Below are 21,935 nucleotides of genomic sequence, written 5' to 3'. Positions count from 1 at the left end.
CGGCGTGCGGCCTCGGCGGGTCAGTGCGCGATGACCGGAACCTTCAGCTCGTCCTCCGCGCCCTCGCCGGAGCCGGCGACGATCCCGGTGTCCGGCTTCCCCGTGTTGATCAGGGTGAAGGCGATCACGGCCGAGGCGACCAGGATGCCGACGGCCCACCAGATGGCCGCGGTGTAGCCCTCGACCATGCCCTGGAGCTGGAGCAGCTTCTGCGCGGCCGGAGTGGTCGCGCCCGCCGCGTTGTCCGTGAGGTACGCGGTGGTGGCCGAGGCGGCGATCGTGTTCAGCAGGGCCGTACCGATGGCGCCGCCCACCTGCTGCGAGGTGTTGACCATCGCGGAGGCGACACCGGCGTCGCGCGGGTCGACGCCGTGCGTGGCGAGCGACATGGCCGGCATGAACGCCGTGCCCATGCCCAGGCCGAGCAGCAGCTGCGCGGGCAGGATCAGACCGGCGTACGAGGTGCCGATCTCCAGCTGGGTGAGCAGCAGCATGCCGACGCCGGCGGTCAGGAAGCCCGGGGCCATCAGCAGCCGCGGCGGGACACGGGTCATCAGCCGGGTGCCGATCTGCGTCGAGCCGATGATCATGCCGGCGATCATCGGGAGGAACGCGAAGCCCGTCATGACCGGGGAGTAGCCCTTCACGACCTGCAGGTAGTAGGTCAGGAAGAGGAACAGGCCGAACATCGCGATGACGGCGAGACCGAGCGACAGGTAGACACCGCCGCGGTTGCGGTCGGTCAGGACGCGCAGCGGCAGCAGCGGGGACTTGACCCGCGCCTCGGTGAACACGAAGGCGGCGAGCAGCACGGCGGAGCCGACGAACATGCCGATCGTGCCGGCGTCGCTCCAGCCCTCGGACTCGGCGCGCGTGAAGCCGTACACGAGCGCCACCAGGCCCAGGGTGGAGAGGATCACGCCGGGGATGTCGAGCGTGGAGCGGTTGCGGCTGCCGGCGGGCTCGCGGATGACGAGGTACGCGCCGACGGCGGCGACGATCGCGAACGGGATGTTGACGAAGAAGGTCCAGCGCCAGTTCAGGTACTCGGTGAGGAAGCCGCCCAGGATCAGGCCCACGGCGCCGCCGCCACCGGCGATCGCACCGTAGATGCCGAAGGCCTTGGCGCGCTCCTTGGCGTCGGTGAAGGTCACGGCGAGCAGCGAGAGCGCGGCGGGCGCGAGGAGCGCGCCGAAGGCGCCCTGGAGCGCTCGGGCACCGAGCATCATGGCCTCGCCGGTCGCGGCGCCGCCGAGGGCGGACGCGAGCGCGAAGCCGATCAGGCCGACGACGAAGGTGCGCTTGCGGCCCCACAGGTCGGCGATGCGGCCGCCGAAGAGGAGCAGGCCGCCGAAGGCGAGGGCGTAGGCGGTGATGACCCACTGCCGGTTGCCGTCCGAGATCCCCAGGTCCTGCTGGGCGGAGGGCAGCGCGATGTTCACGATCGTCGCGTCGAGCACGACCATCAGCTGGGCGAGCGCGATGAAGACGAGTGCCTTCCAGCGGCCCGGGTCGGGCGGGGTCAGGGTGTTGTCGGGGACTTTCGGCATGGGGGTAGCCACCTCTTGGCGCGTACTGGTGAAAAGTGGGACGGACGGGGGTGCGTGCCGGTCAGGCACGGACGGCAGGTCGTGGGGCCGGGCGGGAGGCCCGGGGGAGGCTCAGGGCCTCGGGGTCAGGAGGAGCAGGAGTCGCGTCGCAGGTCCTCCAGGGTCGCGGCCTTCCCGGGCAGCTCGGAGCGGGCGGGCGCCTCCAGGCCGTCGAGGAACAGCAGCAGGTGACGGCGGACGAACTGGTCGAAGGCCGCGCAGCCCGATCCGGGCAGCGGGCGGGTCAGCTGGGAGAGCGCCACCATCAGGTCCCCGACGCCCACGTCGGTGCGCAGCCGGCCGGCCTGCTGCGCCCGGTGGACGAGGCCCTGGACGGCCTCCTCCAGGCGGTCGCGCTCGGCGATCAGGTCGGGGTGGTCCTTGTCGAAGGCGCCGTCGAGCATCGGGCACAGGGCGCCGACCCGCTCGTCGGCGGCGCCGAGGGTGAACCGGCGGAGGGCGGCGAAGGTGTCGTCCTCCTCCTCGGCGGCCCGTTCGGCGACCTCGGTGACGCGGGCCATGAGCGAGAGGACGACCTCGTGGACGAGGTCGGTGCGCTCGGGGAAGTTGCGGTAGAGGGTGGCGTTCCCGACGCCGGCCCGGCGCGCGATCTCGTCGTAGGGCACCTGGGACCCGAACTCGACGAACATCTCGCGGGCCGCCGTCACGATCCGCTCGCGGTTGCGCAGCGCGTCGGCCCGCGGGCGGGGCACGCGACGGGCGGGCGCGGTGGCGGGGGTGCTGGTCACGCCACGACCTCCTCACAGTCATCCGGGGATCGAGTCCCCACTTCGTCGAACACAGTCGTAAACGGGGACACCGTCCCCGTTTATTTCCCGGCCCTCGTGTGACCCCGGTCACGCACGGCGGGATCGCCCCCCGCCCTCGCGGAATCCCACGATCGGGCCACCCGACGCGCGTACCAGGACCTCTCGTCACAGGCTGATCGCACAGCGCGACCCCGTGCCGACGGGAGGGCCGCGCCGCCGACCTGCCCCCACCGGAGAGGCGACCGTATGCAGCACCCCCGACGACGGATACGCAGACCCGTCGCCCTGGCCGCGACCACGGCGCTCTCCCTCACGCTCCTCGCCTCCGCGAGCAGCACGCTGCCCGGTCCCGCCCCCGCGTCGGCGGGACCCGTCGCCGCCGCGCCCGACGGCGCGCAGCTGGGGCCCTGCCGCATCGCCACGACGATGGGCGTGCAGATGTCGGAGGGACTCCCCACGGCCCCCGGGTACGTGCGCTCCACGGGCCTGGTCCGGGCCCTGAACCTGATGATCGACTTCCCCGACGCGAACGGGGACGGCACCGCGTTGGGCCGCTTCCGCGAGTTCTTCCCGCAGACCGCCGAATGGTTCCGCGTCAGCTCGTACGGCCGGCTGCACTACCAGGCCGAGGCCCCGATACCCGACTGGCTGCGGATGCCGAAGGCCTTCTCGGCGTACGGGATCGAGCGCGGCTCCCCGTACGAGCCGGGCTACCGCACCCTCGTCGAGGACATCATCAAGGCGGCCGACCAGAGGGTGGACTTCAGCGCCTACGACCTGGTCAACGTCCTGGTCACGCCGAACGCCGGCCCGTCCGCCCTCGACACCGTCCTGTCCGTCACCTTCTCCGGGAACGACGACGCCCCCTACGCGGACGGCGTGCCGCTGGCCAACACGTCCTTCGTCTACAGCCGCCAGGACGACGGGTCCGGCAGCTTCGCCGAGACCGGCTACCGCGTCCTGCCCCACGAGAACGGGCACGTCTTCGGCCTGCCCGACCTGTACACCTCGGACGGCGGCGGGACCGTCGGGCACTGGGACATCATGTCCGAGGACTGGGGTGCCAACAACGACCTGCTCGGCTGGCACAAGTGGAAGCTGGGCTGGCTCGACAACGACCAGATCGGCTGCGCCTCGGCCCCGGGAACCGGCGACTACACCCTCACCCCGCTGGCCGTCGCCGGCGGCCCCAAGCTCGCGTTCGTCCCGCTCTCCGAGACGTCGGGGTACGCGCTGGAGGTCCGCAGCAAGGACGGCAACGACGAGGCCGTGTGCGAACACGGCGTCCTGGTCTACCGGGTGGAGGCCGACGTGGACACCGGCCACGGACCGGTGACCGTCTCCGACAGCGAGCACGCGAGCGGCGGCTGCACCCGCCGCGCCAACGTCCACGCGGAACTGTCGGACGCGCCGTACCAGCCCGGGGAGACGTTCACGGACCGGGCCAACGGCATACGGATCAGCGTGCTGGACGAGGACGAGAACGGAACGTACCGGGTACGGATCACCCGGAGCTGAGCGCGCGGGAGGGGCTCTCGGGGGTCGGCGGGGGGGGGGCCGGCGGGGGGCTCAGGCGCCCCGCACTCCGAGGGTCTGCGCGGCGGCGGCCCCGACGGTGCGGGGCCCTACGACGTGCGGGTCCAGAAGACGGTGCGGGGGCCTGCGACGTGCGGGGCCCGACGACGGTGCCGGTCCCTACGACGTGCGAATCCCTACGACGTGCGAATCACGACGACGATGCCGGTCCCCATGGCGCCGGCCCCTTCGATGCCGGCGCGGGTCACCCGCCGACGGTCAGGGACTCCCGCAGCTCCCGCTTGAGGAGCTTCCCGGTCGGGTTCCGCGGCAACTCCTCCTCCCGTACGAGGACATGGGCGGGCACCTTGAAGGCGGCGAGCCGGCCGCCCACGTGCGCGCGCAGCTCGTCGGCGCCGACCGCGGCACCGGGCCGCAGCCGGACGACGGCCGCGACCTCCTCGCCGAGCAGCGGGTGCGGGACGCCGAGGACGGCGGCGTCCACGACGTCCGGGTGCTGCTGGAGCACGTCCTCGACCTCGACGCAGTACACGTTCTCCCCGCCGCGGACCACCATGTCGGTGAGCCGGTCGACGATGCTGACCCGCCCGTCCGCGTCCACGCGCGCGAGGTCGCCGGTCCGGAACCACCCGTCCTCGGCGAAGGCCGCGCGGGTCGCCTCCTCGTCGCGCCAGTAGCCCCGGACGAGGGACTGCCCGCGGAGCCACAGCTCGCCCACGCCCTCGGCGTCGGGCCGGTCGATCCGCACCTCGGTGACGGGTGTCGGGCGGCCGACGCTGCCCGGGTGGGCGCGGTACTCGGCGCCGACGTTGGCGAGGACACCGCCGCTGGTCTCGGTGAGCCCGTAGCCGTTGCGGGGCTCCAGCCGCTCCCCGTACGCGGCGGTGATCCCGCCGACGATGCCGGGCGGGGCGGCGGCGCCCCCGGTGCTCAGCAGGGTGAGGCTGTCGAGCGGGTCGCCGGTGGCGCGGGCCAGGTCGAGCAGCTGGAGGGCGGTGGTGGGGACGCCCGCGTAGTGGGTGACGCGGTGCTCCCGGATCAGCTCCAGGGCCCGGGCGGCGTCCCACTTCCGCATCATGACGAGGGTGCCGCCGGCCGCCATCACCCCGTAGAAGGACGTGAACGCGGCCACGTGGAAGAACGGGAACGTGGTCAGCGACACCGGGACGGGCCCGGCGCCGGGCATGTCCCCGCGGGCGAGCGCGGCCGCGGCGGCGAAGAACCGCGGGTTCATGGCGGCACCGGCCTGCGCGAGGTGGGTGGCGACGGCGCCCTTGGGGCGGCCGGTGGTGCCGGAGGTGTAGACGATGGTGGCGTCGTGCTCGGGCAGGACGTCGACGAGCGGCGGCCCGAGGTACGGATCGGTGTCGGGGACGTACGGCACGAAGGCGGGGACGCCGGGGGACGCGGGAGCGGGGACGCCGTGAGACGCGGGGGCGCCGTCGGACACGGGGGCGCCGTGAGACGCGCGGGCGCCGTCGGACACGGGCGCGCCGTCGGACACGGGGGCGCCGTGAGACGCGGGGGCGCCGTGAGACGCGGGGGCGCCGTCGGACGCGGGCCGCGCGGAGTCCGTGCCGGGAGCGCCGGCGTCCTCCCCCTCCCCGTGGAAGACGATCCCGGGCACGCGGTTCCGGGCGGCCCACTCCCGCACCCGCCCGACCCGCTCCCCGTCGACGAGCAGCACGCCGGGAGCGCAGTCGTCGAGGGCGTACGTGAACTCGTCCTCGGTCCACCAGGCGTTGAGCGGTACGGCGACGAGCCCGGCGAGCTGGGCGGCCCAGAAGGCGACGTGCCACTCGGGGTGGTTCCGCATGGCGACCACGGCCCGGTCCCCCGGCCGCAGCCCGTACTCCCCGACGAGCCGCCGGGCGAGCCCGCAGGCGGCGTCGAAGAACTCGCGGTAGGTCGTCCGCCCGTCCTCGGACACGAGGAAGACCTGGTCGCCGTAGCCCCAGACGACCTCGACGAACTCCCTCAGCGTGCGCGGACCGGAGGCGTACACCCCGCCGTCGACGGCGAAGGGGGCCCCGTCCGCGGTGAGCCGCTCGTATCCGTCTGGCACCGCCACCGCACAACCCCCTGAGCATCCGCTCGTCGTCCCAGCGCGGCGACGCTATGCGCACCCCCGAACCGGGTCAAGCGGCGGGTCATCGGCCACCGGGCCACCGCGTGCCCCGCCACGGCACCGGATGGCGCAACGCGGCACACGATGGCGCACCGTGGCACAGCATGGCGCCAGATGACTTGCAATGGCGCCACCATGGTGCCACTATTGCGTCATGGACCTCACCCCGTACGTGGACAATCTCCGCCATGAGCTCGGTGTGGCCGCCCAGGCGGGCGGCGACGAAGCCCGCGCCCTGGCGGACCGACTCACCGGGCAGCTGGAGTCGGCCGCCCGACTGACCCTGCTCAACGCCCTGTCCGACGCGATGGACGAGATCACCCGTGACCTCGCCCCCGGCTCGGTCGACCTGCGGCTGCGCGGCCTGAACCCCGAGTTCGTGGTCACGGCGCCGCCGACCGCCGAGCCCTTCGGCTTCGACGAGGCCGAGGCCGCACTGCCGGCCCCGCCGCCGGTCGCGCCCCCCGTGGAGGGCGAGGACGGCGCCACCTCCCGCATCAACTTCCGGCCGCCGGCCCAGCTCAAGATCCGGGTCGAGGAGGCCGCGAGCCGCGAGGGGCTCTCGGTCAACGCCTGGCTGGTACGGGCCGTGGCCGCGGCCCTCGAACCGGGCGCCGCCCCGGGCCGGACCCGCAAGGGCACGACGAGCACGGGCCCCTCCGTCGGCCAGGGCTTCACCGGCTGGGTCCGCTAGCCCGCCCGCACGGCCCGGGGGCCCGCCATGGCTCCCGGGGGACCGGCCCCTCCCTCCCTGCCGCACCGAGGCACGTCAGTCAGCCCGGCACTCACCTCTCCTCAGTCAAAGGACGGCACAGCCATGCCTACGTTCGACACTCCCGAACCCCTCTCCGCCACCGTCGAGATCGAGATCGGCCGGGCCCGGATCGTCGCGGGCAAGCGCACCGACACCGTCGTGGAGGTGACCCCGAGCGACCCGGGCGACAAGCTCGACGTCCAGGCGGCCGCGGAGACCAACGTCACCTGCACGGGCGGAAAGCTGCTGGTCAAGGGCCCCAAGAAGCGTTCACTCTTCGGCAAGACCGGCTCGGTCGACGTCACCGTCGAGCTCCCCGCCGGCTCGGAGGTGATCGGCCGGACGGGCCTCGGCGAACTGATCGGCGAGGGCGTCTTCGGGAACTGCCGGCTCACCACCGCCGCCGGCGACATCCAGCTGGACGAGGCCGCGTCCGTACGGCTCAAGACCTCCCACGGCGACATCCTCGTCGACAGCACGCGCGGCGAGACCGAGATCCACGGCTCCGGCCGGGTCCGGATCGGCCGGATCGACGGTTCGGCGACGATCCGGAACCTGAACGGCGAGACCACGGTCGGCGAGATCACTGGCGAGCTGAAGGTGAACTCGTCCAACGGACCCATCGGGGTGGGGCGTACGGAGGCCTCGGTCACGGCGAAGACCGCCAGTGGCGCCATCCGCCTCGGCGAGGTCGTACGCGGCCGCATCACACTCGAATCCGCCGCCGGCGGCCTCGAAGTCGGCATCGCGGAGGGAACCGCGGCCTGGCTCGACGTGCGGTCCACGGCCGGCCGCGTACGCAACGAGCTGGGCGCGGCGGAGGGTCCGGGCCAGTCCGAGGAGACGGTCGAGGTCCGCGGCCGCACGAGCGTCGGCGACATCGTCGTCCGCCGCGCGTAGCCACCGGCCGGGCGGGGCCGGGCGGCGACCGGTCCGAGCCGACGACGCGAGAGGGGGACGGAAGCCCGATGAGACGCAGCCCACGGCCCGGCACCACGGACGGCCCCGGCACCGCCCCAGACGCCACCACGGACGGCCCCGGCACCGCCCCAGACGCCACCACGGGCGGGGCGGGCACCGCCCGGCCCGCACCGGGCGCACCAGAGGTGCCACTGGCGCCACCCGCACGCGCACCCGCACCCGCACCCGGCGACGCCCCGGACGTCTCGGACGCTCACGCCCCGCCCCGGGGCACCGCCCCCGACGCCCCGGCCCCTCAAGCCCCCACCCCGGGTGCCCTGGCCTCCTTCCTCCGCTTCGTCGGGATCGGGGGCGGGGTAGGGCTCGCGTCCGGCGCGGCCGTCGCCCTGCTCTCCGCCGCCCTGCCGTTCGCCCTCGCCAACGCGCTGGTCAGCGTGGTCTCGACGGTCCTCGCGACCGAGCTGCACGCCCGCTTCACCTTCGGTTCGGGGCTCCGGCCGGCCACCGGGCGCGGCCTGCTGCGCTGCGGCCTCCGCCCTCACCTGCAGTCCGCCGGAACGGCCGCAGCGGCCTACTCCGTGACCACCCTCGCGGTGCTCGTCCTGCACCTGGTCGCGCGCACGCCCGGTCTCGCCGTCGAGCAGACCGTGTACCTCGCGGCCTCGGGCCTGGCGGGAATCGGCCGCTTCCTGGCGCTGCGGCTGTACGTCTTCACCACGACCCGCAGGCGACCCGCGCCCCCGGTCGCGCTCGCGCCCGCCGCAGACCTCGACCTCGGCATCGGCATCGACCTCCAGGGCACCCGGACCCGCCGCGAATCCCTCACCACGGCGTCCTGACGGAGCCGGGCCCTCAGCGACGAGGGCCGAAGACCGGCGCCTCGTGGCAGCACCCCCGGAGGCCTGGCACCACGAGGCGCCACATTCCTTCCCCCAGCAGAAGCCCAGTTCACCGACCCTAAAGACCGCGCAACTCCCACACCGAACCACCCATGGCGCCACAATGACTCGTCATGGCGCCACTTCTGTGCCACAATGATGGCGCAAGCACGGCACGGAGTGGCGCCAAGCAGGGCCACTCCAGCGCCAGACAGTCGGACGCACCGCCCATGAGCCCCGCTCACCGCCCCGCCCCGCCCCGTCCGCCGCTCTCCCCGATCCGTCCCAGAAGAGAAAGGCCCGCAGACCATGAGCACCACGAACCACCCCACGCACACGGCGACCACAGCGGCCGCCGACCAGCGCGCCACGGCCATCTCCGCGACCGGCCTGCGCAAGTCGTACGGCGACAAGGTGGTGCTCGACGGCATCGACCTGCGGATCCCCGAGGGCACGATCTTCGCCCTGCTCGGCCCCAACGGCGCCGGCAAGACGACGACCGTCGAGATCCTCTCCACCCTGATCACGGCCGACGGCGGGGAGGCCCGGATCGCGGGCCACGACGTGCGGGCCGACGCCGGCTCCGTACGCACCCTGATCGGCGTCACCGGACAGTTCGCCGCCGTCGACGGCCTGCTGACCGCCGAGGAGAACCTGCTCCTGATGGCGGACCTCTACCACCTGGACCGGAGCGAGGGCCGGCGCCGCACCGCCGAGCTCCTGGAGCGGTTCGACCTGACCGAGGCGGCCCGCAAGAACGTCGCCACCTTCTCCGGCGGCATGCGCCGCAAGCTCGACCTGGCGATGACGCTGGTCGGCCGGCCGCGGATCATCTTCCTCGACGAGCCCACCACCGGCCTCGACCCGCGCAGCCGCCGCGACATGTGGGAGCTGATCCGGGACCTGGTCACCGACGAGGGCGTCACGATCTTCCTCACCACGCAGTACCTGGAGGAGGCCGACCACCTCGCGGACCGCATCGCGGTCCTCGACCACGGCAGGCTCGTCGCCGAAGGCACGGCGGAGGAGCTGAAGCGGCTGATCCCCGGCGGCCACGTGCGCGTCCGGTTCGCCGGCGAGGCCGACCTCGCCGCGGCGGCCGCGGTCTTCGGCGTCGCGACCAGGGACGACGAGGCGCTCGCGCTGCAGATCCCCAGCGACGGATCCGTCGCCAACCTCCGCGCCGTCCTCGACGCCCTGGACGGCACCGGGGTCCGGGCGGAGTCGCTCACCGTGCACACCCCCGACCTGGACGACGTCTTCCTCACCCTCACCGGCAAGCAGAACGCCCCGACCGTCCCCGCCCCCGCCACCACCACGCAGAAGGAGTCCGCCCGATGAGCACCGCGACCCTCACCCCGGCCAAGCCCACCCGCTCGTACGCCCTGCGCGACTCCCTGACGATGCTGCGCCGCAACATCAAGCACATGCAGCGCTACCCGTCGATGACGATCTCGATCCTCGTCATGCCGCTCCTGATGCTGCTGCTGTTCGTGTACGTCTTCGGCGGCGCGCTCGGCGCCGGCATCGGAGCGGGCGGCGACCGCGGCGACTACGTCGACTACCTGGTGCCCGGCATCATCCTGATGGCCGCGACCTCGGGGGCCGTGGCGACGGCCGTGTCGGTCTGCACCGACATGACGGAGGGCATCGTCAACCGCTTCCGCACCATGTCGATCTCCCGCGGCTCCATCCTGACCGGCCACGTCATGGGCAGCGTCCTCCAGGTCGCGGCGGTCCTGGTCCTGGTCACCGGCGTCTCCCTCGCGATCGGCTTCCGCCCGAACGCCTCGGTCGTGGAGTGGGCGGCCGCCGCGGGCCTCCTCCTCTTCCTCTCCTTCGGCATGGCCTGGCTGTCCGCCGCGATGGGCATGGGCGCCAAGACCGTCGAGTCCGCGAGCAACGCCCCGCTGCCGCTGACCTTCCTCCCCTTCCTCGGCAGCGCGGTCGTCCCGCCGGAGTCCATGCCGACGGCCCTGCGCTGGTTCGCCGAGTACCAGCCCTTCACCCCGATCAACGAGACCCTGCGCGGCCTGCTGCTCGGCACGGACATCGGCAACGCCGGCTGGATCGCCCTGGCCTGGTGCACGGGCCTCTCGGCCCTGGGCTACTTCTGGTCCCGCTCGGTCTTCAACCGCGAGGTGACCCGCTGACCCCACGGACGGACCACGAGCGGCGGGCGGGCCCGGCAAACTCCGGGCCCGCCCACCGCAACGCCCCATCACCGCAGCAAGCCCCCACACCCGTCCGCTACGCTGTCCCCGTCCGCCTTCGTAGCTCAGGGGATAGAGCACCGCTCTCCTAAAGCGGGTGTCGCAGGTTCGAATCCTGCCGGGGGCACCAGTTCAGAAGGGGCCCACCTCCGGATTCCGGAGGTGGGCCCCTTCCGCCGTCCGCATCCGCCCCGCCCCGCGTCCGGTCCGGCGTACGCTCCTTGCGCCGATGTCCCTCGGTCCACCGGAGGCGAGTGCCGTGAGTCTGCTGCCGTTCGTCGATGAGCACGTCGTCGTCGTGGACGCCGGGGGCGAGGAGACCTGGCGGCGGTTGCTCGTCCGCGTCGAGCGGTCCCTCTCCACGCCCGGCGGCGCCCTGTACGCGCGGCTCGTGCGGGCCGTTCCCCGTCGGAGCGGCGGCGTCCGGCCGCTCGGCGACGGGTCCGAGTTCCCCGGGTTCCGGGTCGCCCGGCTCGTGCCGGGGCAGGAGCTCGCGCTGGAGGGGCGGCACCGGTTCTCCTCGTACAGCCTCGTCCTCCGGGTCGAGGAGCGGCCCGACGGGCGCTGCCGGCTCCGTGCCGAGACCCGCGCCGTCTTTCCCGGGGCGGCCGGGCGGGTCTACCGGGCGCTCGTCATCGGCAGCGGCGGGCACGCCGTCGCCATGCGGCGGATGCTGGCCGGCTACCGGCGTCCGTGACGGTCGCACCCGCCCCTGGCGCTCGTCGAACCGGATGCCTCGCCGTACCCGCCCCGGACCGCGCTCGACCCCGGCCTCATCCGCTCAGCGGAGTTCCTCCGGGCACGGCGTGCCCCGGGAGAGCTTGTACGGGGCCGCCAGGCGGTAGACGCCCGCCTTCGGGGCGACCAGCTGCGTCCACTCGTCGCCCTCCGCGTCCGCCTCCGTCTTGAAGAGGCAGCCCTCCTCGTTCGCGAAGACCTTCGGGATCTCGGTCTCCGCGTCCTCGCGGGCCAGCTTCGACGCCTCCGTCTCCTGCGGGGGCTCGATCTTGCCGCCCTGCTCGTCCACCAGCGCCAGCCACGGGGAGTACGGGACGCGGATGAGGACCCGGCCCGGGGTCTCGACGCGGATCACGACCTCGTTCTCCTCCGCGCTCTGCACCACCGCCGGCGGGTTCGCGAGGGGCGTCGGGTTCGCGACCTCGTACAGGCGCCAGTTCTCGTCCGACCAGACCTGCTCCAGGTACGGCAGGCCGTCCCCGACCAGCTCCGCCTCCTGCTCCGCGCCCGAGTCCGGCGCGCCCGTCGGCAGCACCACGTAGTGGACGGCCCAGCGGTGCAGCCACTCCTCGTAGTTCACCGCGTTCAGCGTGTCGTCGTAGAAGAGCGGGTTGCGCTCCATGTCCGCCTGGCGGTTCCAGCCCCGCGCCAGGTTGATGTACGGGCTCAGCGCCGAGGACTCCCGGTGGCTCGACGCCGGTACGACCTCGACCCGCGCCTTGCGCGCGTCGCGCACCTGGAGCTGGTTGATCAGCGGCGCCAGCTCCCGCGCCCAGGAGGCGTCCGGGGCGGTGCGGATCACGTCGTCGACGCCCTTGAAGCCGATCCAGAAGTTCAGGCCGGCGAAGGCCAGCACCAGCGCGTACCAGCGGCGGGAGCGCGGCGCCGTGTACGGCAGGGCCGCCAGCAGCACGACGCCCGCGAACAGCATCGGGAGCCGCGAGATGTTCGAGCCGATCTGCGAGTCGATCAGCCAGGTCAGCAGCGTGCCGACGGTGTAGACGGCGGCGGCGACCCGCACCGTCCGCCAGTCCCTCGGCACGAGGACGAGGACCAGCGCGCCGAACAGCAGCGGCAGCGCCGTCGAGCCGAACGCCATCGGCTGCGTCCCGGAGAAGGGGAACAGCCAGGAGGACAGGGCGACGACCGCCACGGGCGCCAGGCCGAGGGCGTACGCACCCGGACGGCGGCGGTTCAGGAACAGCGCCGCCGCCGCGACCCCCAGGAACAGGCCCGCCACCGGGCTGCACGCCGTCGCCAGGCCGGCGAGCGGCGCCGCGACCGCGGCCTTCGCCCAGCGCTTGCGGCGCCAGCGGTGCGGCCAGCAGAACACCGCCGCGACCGCGCCGAGCGCGAACATCATGCCGAGGCCGAAGGTCACCCGCCCCGACAGCGCGTTGCAGAGGAAGGCGAAGACGCCCGCGACCGAGCAGGCGAGCGGATTGCGGACCGCCCGCACCCGCACCAGGATCAGCGCGGTCAGCCCCGCCGACAGCGTCCCCGCGACCATCATCGTGCTGCGCACGCCCAGCATCGACATCAGGTACGGGGACACCACGCTGTACGAGACGGGGTGCATCCCGCCGTACCAGGCGAGGTTGTACGCCGAATCCGGGTGCCGGCCGACGAACTCGGCCCACGCGTCCTGCGCGGCCAGGTCGCCGCCGCTGTTCGCGAAGAAGAAGAACCACAGGATGTGGGTGACGGCCGCGAGGCCGGTGGCCGCCAGGACCGTGTAGCGGCGCTTCCGCCGCGGGGCCCGGGCCGGCGCGGTGGGGGCCGGGGCGGGCCGCTGCGCCGGGAGCACTATTCGCGGGAGCGAATCAAGGGACGCGTCATCGGCGTCGGCAGCGGCTTTCGCGGGGTCGGTCCGGGCATCGCTGCGGCCTCCGGTTCGGCCGTCGGTACGGCCCTCGGTGCGGCCGTCGTCGTGGGGGGAGTCGAGGAGGGGGTCGGGGGCTGGGTCGGGGGCTGAGTCCGCGCGGTCGGCGCGTGTCGGCTCGGCGGTGGTCAACTGCGGCCCTTTCCCGTGCTGCCCGTCTCGCTGCTCTCGCGTGTGTCACGCGTCGTACTCGTCCCCGGGAAAACGCTAACAGCTGGGCCCTCGGGAGAACCCGGGGAGCCCAGCCGAGCGGGTGGCGAGGCCGGTCCCGACGGGGGCGGTGAACCGGCCCCGACGGGGCGGGGCCGGTCCCGAGCGGCGCGGCGGCCGGACCGCGGGGCCGGTCCCGACGGGGCGGGGCCGGACCGCGGGGCCCGAGCCGCGAGGCGGCCCCCACCACCGGCCGGTCCGCGCGGTCAGCCCACGCGGGTCAGCTTCTTGTCGAAGCCCGGCTCCGCCAGGTCCGCCTGGAGCGCGACGGGCGAGCTGACCCTGCCGGCGCCGGTGCCGATCGACACCTGGCCGACGACGTCGCCCGCCTTGCCGGCGTGCGGGACGGCCTTGCCGCCGTCCGTCAGCGCCAGCTTCACCTGGAGGCCCGGCCAGCCGATCGCCTTGAGCTCCTTCGTCGCCACCACCGGCGTCCGTCCGCCGAGGCCGTCGTCGACGTAGCCGATGACCTGACCCTTCCGGATGACGGCCGCGGAGGTGACGTCCTTCTGGGCCTGCTGGATGATCTTGAGGCTGTTGTCGATGGCGAGCTGGAGCTTCTGGCCGAGCTGGTCCGCGTCCTTCGCGCCCATCACGATGCCGAGGATGCGCCGGTTCTGGCCGTCGACGATCGTGTTCGCCGACCACAGGAGGTTGCCGCCCGCCGGGGTCGACGAGCCGGTCTTGATGCCGCTCACACCCGGTTCGAGCAGGATGTTGTTGTTGTTCTCGATCCGGCCGGGGATGCCGTCCACCGTCACGTTCGGCATGTTCACGATCTCGCGGAACACGTCGTACTGCATGACCGCCTTCGCCAGCTTCAGCTGGTCCTGCGGGGTCGACACCGTGCTGTCGAGCAGACCGGACGGGTCCGTGTACGTGGACCGCGTCATGCCCAGGTCCTTCGCGGCGGCGTTCATCTTCTCGACGAACGCGGCCTCCGAACCGGCGTCCCAGCGCGCGAGCAGCCGGGCCACGTTGTTCGCGGAGGGGATCATGAGGAGCTCCAGAAGCTCCTTCTCCGAGTACGTCTGGCCCTTCTGGACCGCCGCCGTCGACTCGTGCTCGGCCTTGCCCTGATCGGCCGCCTTCTGGTCGATCTCGATCTCGGGGCCCTTCTGGCTCCCCTTGAGCGGGTGGTCGCGGAGGATCACGTACGCCGTCATCGTCTTCGTGACGCTGGCGATCGGGGCGGGCTTCTGGGCGCCGTACGTGCCCATGGACCCGACGCCCTCGACCTCGACGGCGCCCTGTCCCTCGGCCGGGAACGGCAGCTTCAGCTCGCCGCCCTGGAAGCTGAAGGTCGGGGCGGCCGAGAGGGTCAGCTGGGGCGCGGGCAGCGGGCGGACCATCTGCACGATCGCAAAGACGATCAGCACCAGCAGGATCAGCGGCGTCCAGATCCGCACCCGGCGGACGGTCGTCCGCAGCGGGGTCGGCGGCGGGGGCGGGGTGTTCGTCAGCTCGGCCAGCAGGTCGAGCGGGGGCAGCGGCGGGAGCGGCTGCTGCCGCGTCCGCTCGGGCTCGGTCAGCGCGGGCGCCGGCGCGGGCGAAGCCGCGGCCGCGGTGGGCGCCTTCGGCGGTACGGGCGCGGCGCCGGCCGGCTTCGGGGCCTCGGGCGCCTTGGGGGGCGCCGCGGCCGCGCGGGCGGCCTGCTCGGCCTTCTGGTCGGCCGGGATGTCCGCGCGCAGCGGCAGGAAGGTGCTGGTGCGCTCGCTGTCCGCGTCGGCGGCGGAGCGGCCGGAGCCGCCCTTGCCGGTGAGCGAGGACGGGAGCTTCAGCGCGGTCGTGGGCTGGTCGACGGGCGGCCGGACGGCCTTGAACATCGTCGTCGGCTGGTCGACCGGCTTGTCCTCGACGTCGTCGGCGGCGCGGTCGGCGGCGTCCACGGCGCCGTCGGCGGCGCGGTCGTCGCCACCGGTGCCGTCGTCGCCACCGGTGCTGCCGTCGCGGTCGGCGCCGTCCGCGTCGGCGACGGCGGGGACGGCGGCGTCGGCCGGCTTCGCGCCCGCCGGCTTCGCGTCCGCGGCCGGCTTCCGCGCCGCGAACCAGGACTCCGCGGCGGGCTTCTCCGCCGCGGCTGCCTTCTCCGCGACCGGCTCGTCGTCCGCCGCCTCGGAGCCGGAGCCCGAGTCGGCGGAGCCGGCATCCACATCGGCGCCGGCACCGGAGTCGGCGCGGGCATCGGAGTCGGCGTCAGAACCGTCCGTCTCCCCGTCGTTCGCGTCCGCCCGGGCCGCGTCCGCGTCGCCCGCGTCCTTGGCTCCCGCCTCGTCGGCGGCGACGTCCGCGTCCGCCACGTCCCCGTCGGCCCCGTCGGATGCCCTCGCGGACGCCTCGGCCCCGTCTCCGGCCCGCTCCGCCGCGGCTGCCTTCTCCGGCTCCTCCGCCGTCGCCACCCACGCCGCCACGGCGGCCTTCAGGCGGTCGCTCCCGGGCTCCGGCGCCTTCTCCGCGCCGGACTCGGCCTCGGAGGCCTCGGCGGCCTCCGCGGCCTTCCCGGCGGGCTCGGTCGTCTCCGGCTCCCGGGGCTCCTCCTGACGCTCCGGGCGCTCCTGCGCCGGAGCGTCGTCCTCGGGGGTCCGCGGCGTCAGGGTCTTGAAGACGGCCGTCGGCTGGTCCACCTGAACCGCCGACGCCCGCGACGGCGCAACCGAAGCCGCCGGCGAGGCGTCCGAATCATGGAGAACGGAAAGCCGAGGATCCCTGCCGCCGCCGCCCGAGGCCGCCGTCTCCTGAGACGACCCCTGCTGCTCCGCCTTGTCGGGGGACTCGCCCGCCACCGTGCCTCCTCCATGCGTCGTGCGTACGTACGGACCGTGTACCGGTCCGTGTACCAGTGTCCTGTGTGGACCCCTTGGCCCCCGTGCTAGACGAGAACGACATACCTACTGGTTCCCGGATGAACCACCCAGGCACTCTCGACAGATGAATGTGAGAGGGGTCACCCTGTCATTCATCCACGCGGGGAGGCATGGATGGGCAGGAGCCGCAGAACCATTCCGGAGGAGCTTCTGCTGCTCGCTCTGGACCCGACCACGGGTACCACAGCGCAGCCGCAGTCGCTCGACCTCGGCCTGGCCGGAGCACAGCTAGTGGAGCTGGCGATGGCAGGCCGGATAGCCCCTGACGGGGATCGTATCGCCGTGGTGATGCCACGGCCGACCGGAGATCCGACCTTGGACTCCGCACTGGAGCTGCTGCGCAGGCGTGGCAGTCCGGTTCGGGCCGTCCACTGGATCGGCGGACCCCGACTGGGGCTCCGTCAGACGTATCTCTCGCATCTGGAGCGATGCGGCATGGTGCATGCCGTGGAGGGCCAGATGTGCGGGGTGTTGCCGACGACTCGCTACCAGGCGACGGACACGGCGATCAGTCGGGAGATCCGTTCCCGGCTGGACAGTGCGATCCGCACCGGCGTACCGCCGGACCCGCGGACCGCGGCGCTTGCCGCGCTGGCCCACGCGGTCGGTCTCGGCAAGCACCTCTACCCCGGCAACGAAGGACGGTCGTCGCGGTCCCGGCTGCGCGATCTGATCCGGCACGACCCCATGGGCGGACTCGTGGCGCACGCCGTGATGGACGTCCAGAACGGCGCGGCGGCACAGCCGCGCCGGAGCGCCGCGGGTGTCCCGGCGCAGCCTCGCGGCAGCATGGCCCGCGCGGCGGCGCACTAGCACCCCGGGCACAGCACAGAACCAACCCGGGAGCCGCACAGGTGTGCGGGGCGGTCTGGACGGCCGCCCCGCACACGCGCGCTTGCCGCGCTTCCCCCGGGGGGTCCGGTGGTCCGCCGCGCAAACGGCGTGGTCGCGGGCGGTGTGGTCGTTTCCCAGCGCACACCCGGCTTTTGGTGGCAGTCTGCCAAGCGGTAGATACCCACAGCTACGCAGCAGACAGCCGGAGGTGCAGTTTCCGTGGCGTCCAACGTCAACCCCACCGTCAGGCGACGCCGATTGGGCCAGGAGCTGCGCAAGCTCCGGGAAGCGAAGAACATGACGGCGGAGCAGGTCGCCGAACGTCTCCTCGTCTCCCAGTCCAAGATCAGCCGGCTGGAGAACGGCCGTCGCTCCATCAGCCAGCGCGATGTGCGCGACCTCTGCGGCGTGTACGAGGTCGAGGACGAGCGCATGGTCGACTCGCTCATGCAGATGGCCAAGGACTCGCGCCAGCAGGGCTGGTGGCACGCCTTCGGCGACATCCCGTACAGCGTCTACATCGGTCTGGAGACGGACGCGGAGAGCCTGCGGATGTACGAGCCGCAGATCATCCCCGGGCTGCTCCAGACCCACGCGTACGCGGAGGCGGTCATCACCGGCGCGCTGCCGGAGTCGACGCCAGCGGACATCGAGAAGCGGGTCACGGTCCGCACCCGCCGCCAGGAGCGCATCCGGGACGAGGAGCGTCCGCTGCGCCTGTGGGCGGTCATCGACGAGGGTGCGCTGCACCGGATCGTGGGCAGCCGGCAGTTGATGGTGGAGCAGTTGGAGCACCTCATCGAGCAGTCGCACCTGCCGCACGTCACGGTGCAGGTGATCCCGTTCGAGATGGGCGCGCACCCGGGGATCAGCGGGCAGTACTCGATCCTGGAGTTCCCGGACACGTCCGACTCCAGCGTGGTCTACATCGAGGGCGTGACGAGCGACCTGTACCTGGAGAAGGCGCAGGACGTCGGCAAGTACAGCGTCATGTACGAGCACCTGCGGGCGCAGGCGCTGAACGTCGAGCAGACCCGCGACTTCATCTCGGAGATGGTGAAGAAGCACGCCAGGGGCTGATCCGGGGTGTTCGGGGCCGGGTCGCGGGGCCCGTGTCCCGGGCCCGGAAAGCGCTGCTCCGGGGGTCCGGAATGCGGCGGGGCGGGTACGGTACACGGCGTACTCGCTCCCACGGAAGCCCCGTTGGAATATGCCACTCGGACGTGTGAACGCCGGTCACGGTGGACGGGACCGACGAGTAGCGTCGATCACGCCGGCAAGACGTTGGCGCGACACATCCACTGGCAGAACCGGAGCTGAGCAGCATGGCGATTATTCAGGGTGGCACCGACACCTGGACGAAGTCCTCGTACTCCGGAGGGAACGGGGCCTGCGTCGAAGTGAAGTCCCCCCTCGTGACCGCGATCGCGGTGCGCGACTCCAAGGCCCCCGAGGGCCCCTCCCTCTCTTTCGGACCGGGATCGTGGAACGCCTTCGTCGGCGAGGTCAGCAACGGGGCCCTCTGAGCCCCGCCGCTCGACGTCCTCCGCAGTGCGCAAGAGCCCTCTCGACCGGTCCGCCGTCCTGGCCGAGGGGGCTCGGCCTTTCCCTCCGTGCGGGCGGTCGGCCCGCTACCGCAGCCGATCCACGTAGAGGTCGGTTCCCGGCACCGTGGGGATGAAGGGGGCCACCAGTTCCACCCGGGCCGTTCCGCCGCCCAGGGTCTCCAGGTCCGCGAAGTGGTCCGTCCAGCATTCCGCGGGGTTCCGTTCCAGGAACCACAGCAGGGTGAGGCGGGTGTCGACGCCCTCGACCTGCTTCACGTACGTCATGCGGTCGCCGGGCAGCGGGGTCGGACGGAAGACGGTGACCATCGCCGCCGGGGAGCCGGCGAGGCGGCGGGGGAGCTCCCGGTTCCTGAGGTGTGCGAGGAGGGTCGCGCGCTCCTCGGGGCCCTCCGCGTCGACGACCTGGAGGATCAGCCCCGCGTAGGGGTGGTCGAGGGCGTGGAAGTCGCGCGGGCCGGCCGCCCCGTCCCGGTAGACGGTCGCCTCGTGGTCCTGGAACGCCGTGAAGACGTGGGTGCGTTCCTGGTGGACGCGGGCGTCGCGGTTGAGGCGCTTGTTGATGCCGACGGTCCACTTCATGTGGTCGTCGTAGCGGCCCTCGGTGATCCAGTACGTGGAGAGGTAGCAGCCGGCGGTGACGGGCCGGGCGACGGCGGACTTCTCCGGGACGCGGAGCTCCTGGAGTTCGCGGGTGGCGACCCAGCGGCGGCCCGCGTACATCCAGGGCATCGCCATGGCGCCGGCGTAGTAGTGGTCGTCCTCGTACCAGCGGTTGTAGGCGTACTCGTGGCCCGGGTGCGGCTCGACCATGGTGATCAGGGCGTGGCCGGGGCGCACCCCGTACGGGCCGACGGACGCCAGCTCCGCGTACGTGTCGCTGCGGGTCTCCTCGCTCACACTCGCACCTCTTCCCAAGTCGGTGACGGGGACCTAACCTGACCACCACTCTGACGGACCGTCAGATACTTGGCCAGGCTTGAGAGGGGTCCGGATGCTGCTCCAGGGGAAGACGGTCGTCGTGTCGGGAGTCGGCGCGGGGCTCGGCCACCGCGTCGCCGAGGCGGTCGTGCGGGACGGCGGGAACGCGGTCCTCGGTGCCCGGACCGAGGCCAATCTCGCCAAGTCCGCCGCCGCGTTGGACCCCGAGGGCCGGCGCACGGCCTACCGGGTCACGGACATCACCGACGAGGGGCAGTGCGAGGCCCTCGCGGCCCTCGCCACCGAGCGCTTCGGCGGGATCGACGCGGTGGTGCACGTCGCCGCCTGGGACTCCTACTTCGGCGGCCTGGAGGACGCCGACTTCGCCACCTGGCAGGGGGTCCTGGACGTCAACCTGCTCGGGACCCTGCGGATGACCCGGGCCTGCCTGCCGGCGCTCAAGGTGCGCGGGGGGTCGGTCGTCCTGATCGGCACGCAGTCGTCGGTGGCCGCGCCCTCGCAGGTGCGGCAGGCCGCGTACGGGGCCTCGAAGGGGGCGCTCACCTCGGCGATGTACTCGCTGGCGCACGAGCTGGGGCCGCACCGGATCCGGGTCAACACCGTGCTGCCCGGCTGGATGTGGGGCCCGCCGGTGCAGGCCTTCGTCCAGTTCACCGCGCACACGGAGCAGGTCCCGGAGGAGGAGGTGCTCGCCCGGCTCACCGAGCGGATGGCGCTCCCGGAGCTCGCGACGGACGGGGACGTGGCGGAGGCGGCGGCCTTCCTCGCCTCGGACCGGGCGCGCGCGATCACGGGGCAGTCCCTGCTCGTCAACGCGGGTGAGCTGATGCGCTGACACCGGCGGGGGCCTTCCGGACCGGGGCATCACGCGGGCCGGTCAGCACCTGGAGTGCGGCGCCCGTCGACCGGCGGCTCCCGTCAGCCCCTCGGGTAGCGGGCGAGCCAGCCCGGCGACGACTCCACCGGGCCGTGCAGGGCGGCCCCCTGCGTCATCTCCATCGCGAAGTCGTCCGCGATCTCCAGCACCGTCGCACGGCCCTCCAGCTCGGCCAGCCAGGCCGGCGGGAGGGCCGTCTCGCCGTGCAGGGCGCCGAGCAGCGCGCCCGTCAGCGCCCCGGTCACCGCCGACGGCCCGCCGTGGTTCACCGCGAGCCGCAGCCCGTGCCGGACGTCCTCGCCGACCAGCGCGCAGTACACGGCCGCCGCCAGCTGCCCCTCGGCCCGGTCCTCGGCCGCCCCGAGGGCGGCCACCCGCTCCGGATCGGGGGCCCCTTCGCGTACGGCTCCGAGGGCGCGGCCCAGCGCCTCGGTGACCGGCTCGTGGCCGGAGCGCTCCGCCAGCTGACCGAGGGCCCGCTCGACGGCCGCCTCCACGGAGCCGCCGCGCGCCAGGCCGTGGACGACGACCGCGAAGGCTCCGGCGGCGAGGCCGGCGGCCGGGGCGCCGTGGGTCTGCACGGCGCACTCCACGGCCAGCTGGCAGACGAGCTGCGGCTCCCAGCCGACGAGCAGCCCGAAGGGTGCCGAGCGGACCAGGGCACCGGAGTCGGCGGCCTCCGGGTTCTTGGGCTTGTCGAGGGTGCCGAGGATCTCGTCGCCGAGGCCGGTGAGGCAGGCGCGGGACGGGTCGCGGCGGGCGTAGAGCCACTCCTCGCCGGCGAGGAAGCCGTTGTCCTTGCGGCGCTCGTCGGGGCCCCAGTCGCGCTGGGTGGCGGCCCAGCGGAGATGGGCCCGGTGGACGTCGGTGGGCGGGTGCCAGGCGCCGGTGTCCCGGCGGACCTGAGCGCGGATCAGGCCGTCGACGGTGAAGAGCGCCATCTGCGTGGCGGCGGTGACGGCGCCGCGGCGCCCGAAGGCGGGCGCGGGCTCCCCGAGTCCGTCAGGTCCGTGCCGCTCCAGGATCTCGGCGAGGGTGAGCCCCGCGACCCCGGCGCCCAGGGCGTCGCCGAGGGCTCCGCCGAGCAGACAGCCCCGTACGCGGGCGCGGAAGTCCTGCTGTTCGGCGCGGCCCCACACGGCCGCGGCTGTCGTGGCCACGTCGTGCCCTCCCCCCGTAGACCGGTCTGCGCAGCACTGTAATGGACCGGGTACGTCCGCTCGGGGTCCGGAAC

The 21,935-nt window shown here is 73.4% G+C and carries 18 protein-coding genes and 1 tRNA gene; 12 read left to right on the top strand and 7 right to left on the bottom strand.

The annotated features are described in order from the left end of the window. Window positions 1-20: 20 nt before the first annotated feature. Both ACY0MR_RS21450 and ACY0MR_RS21445 read right to left on the bottom strand, forming a co-directional pair. A complete protein-coding gene (locus ACY0MR_RS21450; protein WP_388806555.1) occupies window positions 21-1,550 on the bottom strand; it encodes an MFS transporter in 1,530 nt (509 codons plus the stop codon). 125 nt (window positions 1,551-1,675) lie between these two features. After that, window positions 1,676-2,338 carry a TetR/AcrR family transcriptional regulator gene (locus ACY0MR_RS21445; RefSeq protein ID WP_388806557.1) on the bottom strand — a complete coding sequence of 221 codons (663 nt, stop codon included), beginning with the start codon at window positions 2,336-2,338 and terminating at the stop codon, window positions 1,676-1,678. Between the two features lie 267 nt (window positions 2,339-2,605). Here ACY0MR_RS21445 and ACY0MR_RS21440 point away from each other — a divergent pair, with 267 nt between their 5' ends. Further along, entirely contained in the window at window positions 2,606-3,877 is a 1,272-nt protein-coding gene (locus tag ACY0MR_RS21440; protein WP_473554743.1) for a M6 family metalloprotease domain-containing protein, read from the top strand. 262 nt (window positions 3,878-4,139) lie between these two features. Here the strand turns inward: ACY0MR_RS21440 and ACY0MR_RS21435 are convergent, their stop codons facing one another. Continuing rightward, on the bottom strand, window positions 4,140-5,966 hold the full coding sequence (locus tag ACY0MR_RS21435) for a class I adenylate-forming enzyme family protein (protein ID WP_473554741.1): 1,827 nt from the start codon (window positions 5,964-5,966) through the stop codon (window positions 4,140-4,142). 211 nt (window positions 5,967-6,177) lie between these two features. Here ACY0MR_RS21435 and ACY0MR_RS21430 point away from each other — a divergent pair, with 211 nt between their 5' ends. The 7 genes from ACY0MR_RS21430 to ACY0MR_RS21400 all read left to right on the top strand — a co-directional run bounded on the left by ACY0MR_RS21430 (window position 6,178) and on the right by ACY0MR_RS21400 (window position 11,486). Next, the gene (locus ACY0MR_RS21430; protein WP_403315919.1) at window positions 6,178-6,717 is read left to right on the top strand and encodes a hypothetical protein; all 540 of its coding nucleotides are present in this window, start codon (window positions 6,178-6,180) and stop codon (window positions 6,715-6,717) included. 123 nt (window positions 6,718-6,840) lie between these two features. Then, complete coding sequence (locus ACY0MR_RS21425) at window positions 6,841-7,677, top strand: DUF4097 family beta strand repeat-containing protein (RefSeq protein ID WP_473554739.1); 837 nt, start codon at window positions 6,841-6,843, stop codon at window positions 7,675-7,677. A 68-nt stretch (window positions 7,678-7,745) separates the two neighbouring features. After that, on the top strand, window positions 7,746-8,537 hold the full coding sequence (locus ACY0MR_RS21420; RefSeq protein ID WP_473554736.1) for a GtrA domain-containing protein: 792 nt from the start codon (window positions 7,746-7,748) through the stop codon (window positions 8,535-8,537). Between the two features lie 348 nt (window positions 8,538-8,885). Continuing rightward, on the top strand, window positions 8,886-9,917 hold the full coding sequence (locus tag ACY0MR_RS21415) for an ATP-binding cassette domain-containing protein (RefSeq protein ID WP_404085236.1): 1,032 nt from the start codon (window positions 8,886-8,888) through the stop codon (window positions 9,915-9,917). Then, window positions 9,914-10,729: an ABC transporter permease gene (locus ACY0MR_RS21410; RefSeq protein WP_473554734.1), complete on the top strand. Its 816-nt coding sequence runs from the start codon at window positions 9,914-9,916 to the stop codon at window positions 10,727-10,729. Before ACY0MR_RS21415 ends, ACY0MR_RS21410 begins: the two co-directional genes overlap by 4 nt. 114 nt (window positions 10,730-10,843) lie before the next feature. Next, window positions 10,844-10,919 (top strand) — tRNA-Arg (locus ACY0MR_RS21405). A gap of 129 nt (window positions 10,920-11,048) precedes the next feature. Continuing rightward, a complete protein-coding gene (locus ACY0MR_RS21400; RefSeq protein ID WP_388806606.1) occupies window positions 11,049-11,486 on the top strand; it encodes a hypothetical protein in 438 nt (145 codons plus the stop codon). Window positions 11,487-11,570: 84 nt separating this feature from the next. On the opposite strand, the gene ACY0MR_RS21395 is transcribed toward ACY0MR_RS21400, so the two are convergent. Both ACY0MR_RS21395 and ACY0MR_RS21390 read right to left on the bottom strand, forming a co-directional pair. After that, the gene (locus ACY0MR_RS21395; RefSeq protein ID WP_473554731.1) at window positions 11,571-13,334 is read right to left on the bottom strand and encodes an MFS transporter; all 1,764 of its coding nucleotides are present in this window, start codon (window positions 13,332-13,334) and stop codon (window positions 11,571-11,573) included. 491 nt (window positions 13,335-13,825) lie between these two features. Beyond that, window positions 13,826-16,243 (bottom strand): D-alanyl-D-alanine carboxypeptidase family protein, encoded by a 2,418-nt coding sequence (locus tag ACY0MR_RS21390; RefSeq protein ID WP_473554729.1) that lies wholly within the window; start codon window positions 16,241-16,243, stop codon window positions 13,826-13,828. Window positions 16,244-16,597: 354 nt separating this feature from the next. On the opposite strand from ACY0MR_RS21390, the gene ACY0MR_RS21385 reads away from it, so the two are divergent. From ACY0MR_RS21385 to ACY0MR_RS21375, 3 genes are all read left to right on the top strand, one after another. After that, a complete protein-coding gene (locus ACY0MR_RS21385; RefSeq protein ID WP_148003783.1) occupies window positions 16,598-17,296 on the top strand; it encodes a GOLPH3/VPS74 family protein in 699 nt (232 codons plus the stop codon). Window positions 17,297-17,536: 240 nt separating this feature from the next. Further along, a complete protein-coding gene (locus ACY0MR_RS21380; RefSeq protein WP_073916242.1) occupies window positions 17,537-18,397 on the top strand; it encodes a helix-turn-helix domain-containing protein in 861 nt (286 codons plus the stop codon). A gap of 245 nt (window positions 18,398-18,642) precedes the next feature. Beyond that, on the top strand, window positions 18,643-18,843 hold the full coding sequence (locus ACY0MR_RS21375; protein WP_015034281.1) for a DUF397 domain-containing protein: 201 nt from the start codon (window positions 18,643-18,645) through the stop codon (window positions 18,841-18,843). Between the two features lie 105 nt (window positions 18,844-18,948). On the opposite strand, the gene ACY0MR_RS21370 is transcribed toward ACY0MR_RS21375, so the two are convergent. Next, window positions 18,949-19,782 (bottom strand): hypothetical protein, encoded by an 834-nt coding sequence (locus ACY0MR_RS21370; protein WP_392866147.1) that lies wholly within the window; start codon window positions 19,780-19,782, stop codon window positions 18,949-18,951. Between the two features lie 94 nt (window positions 19,783-19,876). On the opposite strand from ACY0MR_RS21370, the gene ACY0MR_RS21365 reads away from it, so the two are divergent. Next, the gene (locus ACY0MR_RS21365) at window positions 19,877-20,659 is read left to right on the top strand and encodes an SDR family oxidoreductase (protein ID WP_388806615.1); all 783 of its coding nucleotides are present in this window, start codon (window positions 19,877-19,879) and stop codon (window positions 20,657-20,659) included. Between the two features lie 83 nt (window positions 20,660-20,742). Here the strand turns inward: ACY0MR_RS21365 and ACY0MR_RS21360 are convergent, their stop codons facing one another. Further along, the gene (locus tag ACY0MR_RS21360) at window positions 20,743-21,861 is read right to left on the bottom strand and encodes an ADP-ribosylglycohydrolase family protein (RefSeq protein ID WP_388806617.1); all 1,119 of its coding nucleotides are present in this window, start codon (window positions 21,859-21,861) and stop codon (window positions 20,743-20,745) included. Between the last annotated feature and the right edge of the window lie 74 nt (window positions 21,862-21,935).

The organism is Streptomyces sp. JN8 (assembly GCF_055808075.1).
The sequence above is the reverse complement of the archived record's forward strand: the minus strand, read 5'-3'. Positions and strand labels throughout refer to the sequence as shown.

What these genes read in the sequence shown, in the direction of transcription:
- ACY0MR_RS21450 (WP_388806555.1), bottom strand. Translation starts at nt 1,550, where the DNA reads ATGCCGAAAGTCCCCGACAACACCCTGACCCCGCCCGACCCGGGCCGC.
- ACY0MR_RS21440 (WP_473554743.1), top strand. Translation starts at nt 2,606, where the DNA reads ATGCAGCACCCCCGACGACGGATACGCAGACCCGTCGCCCTGGCCGCG.
- ACY0MR_RS21430 (WP_403315919.1), top strand. Translation starts at nt 6,178, where the DNA reads ATGGACCTCACCCCGTACGTGGACAATCTCCGCCATGAGCTCGGTGTG.
- ACY0MR_RS21425 (WP_473554739.1), top strand. Translation starts at nt 6,841, where the DNA reads ATGCCTACGTTCGACACTCCCGAACCCCTCTCCGCCACCGTCGAGATC.
- ACY0MR_RS21420 (WP_473554736.1), top strand. Translation starts at nt 7,746, where the DNA reads ATGAGACGCAGCCCACGGCCCGGCACCACGGACGGCCCCGGCACCGCC.
- ACY0MR_RS21415 (WP_404085236.1), top strand. Translation starts at nt 8,886, where the DNA reads ATGAGCACCACGAACCACCCCACGCACACGGCGACCACAGCGGCCGCC.
- ACY0MR_RS21410 (WP_473554734.1), top strand. Translation starts at nt 9,914, where the DNA reads ATGAGCACCGCGACCCTCACCCCGGCCAAGCCCACCCGCTCGTACGCC.
- ACY0MR_RS21385 (WP_148003783.1), top strand. Translation starts at nt 16,598, where the DNA reads ATGGGCAGGAGCCGCAGAACCATTCCGGAGGAGCTTCTGCTGCTCGCT.
- ACY0MR_RS21375 (WP_015034281.1), top strand. Translation starts at nt 18,643, where the DNA reads ATGGCGATTATTCAGGGTGGCACCGACACCTGGACGAAGTCCTCGTAC.
- ACY0MR_RS21365 (WP_388806615.1), top strand. Translation starts at nt 19,877, where the DNA reads ATGCTGCTCCAGGGGAAGACGGTCGTCGTGTCGGGAGTCGGCGCGGGG.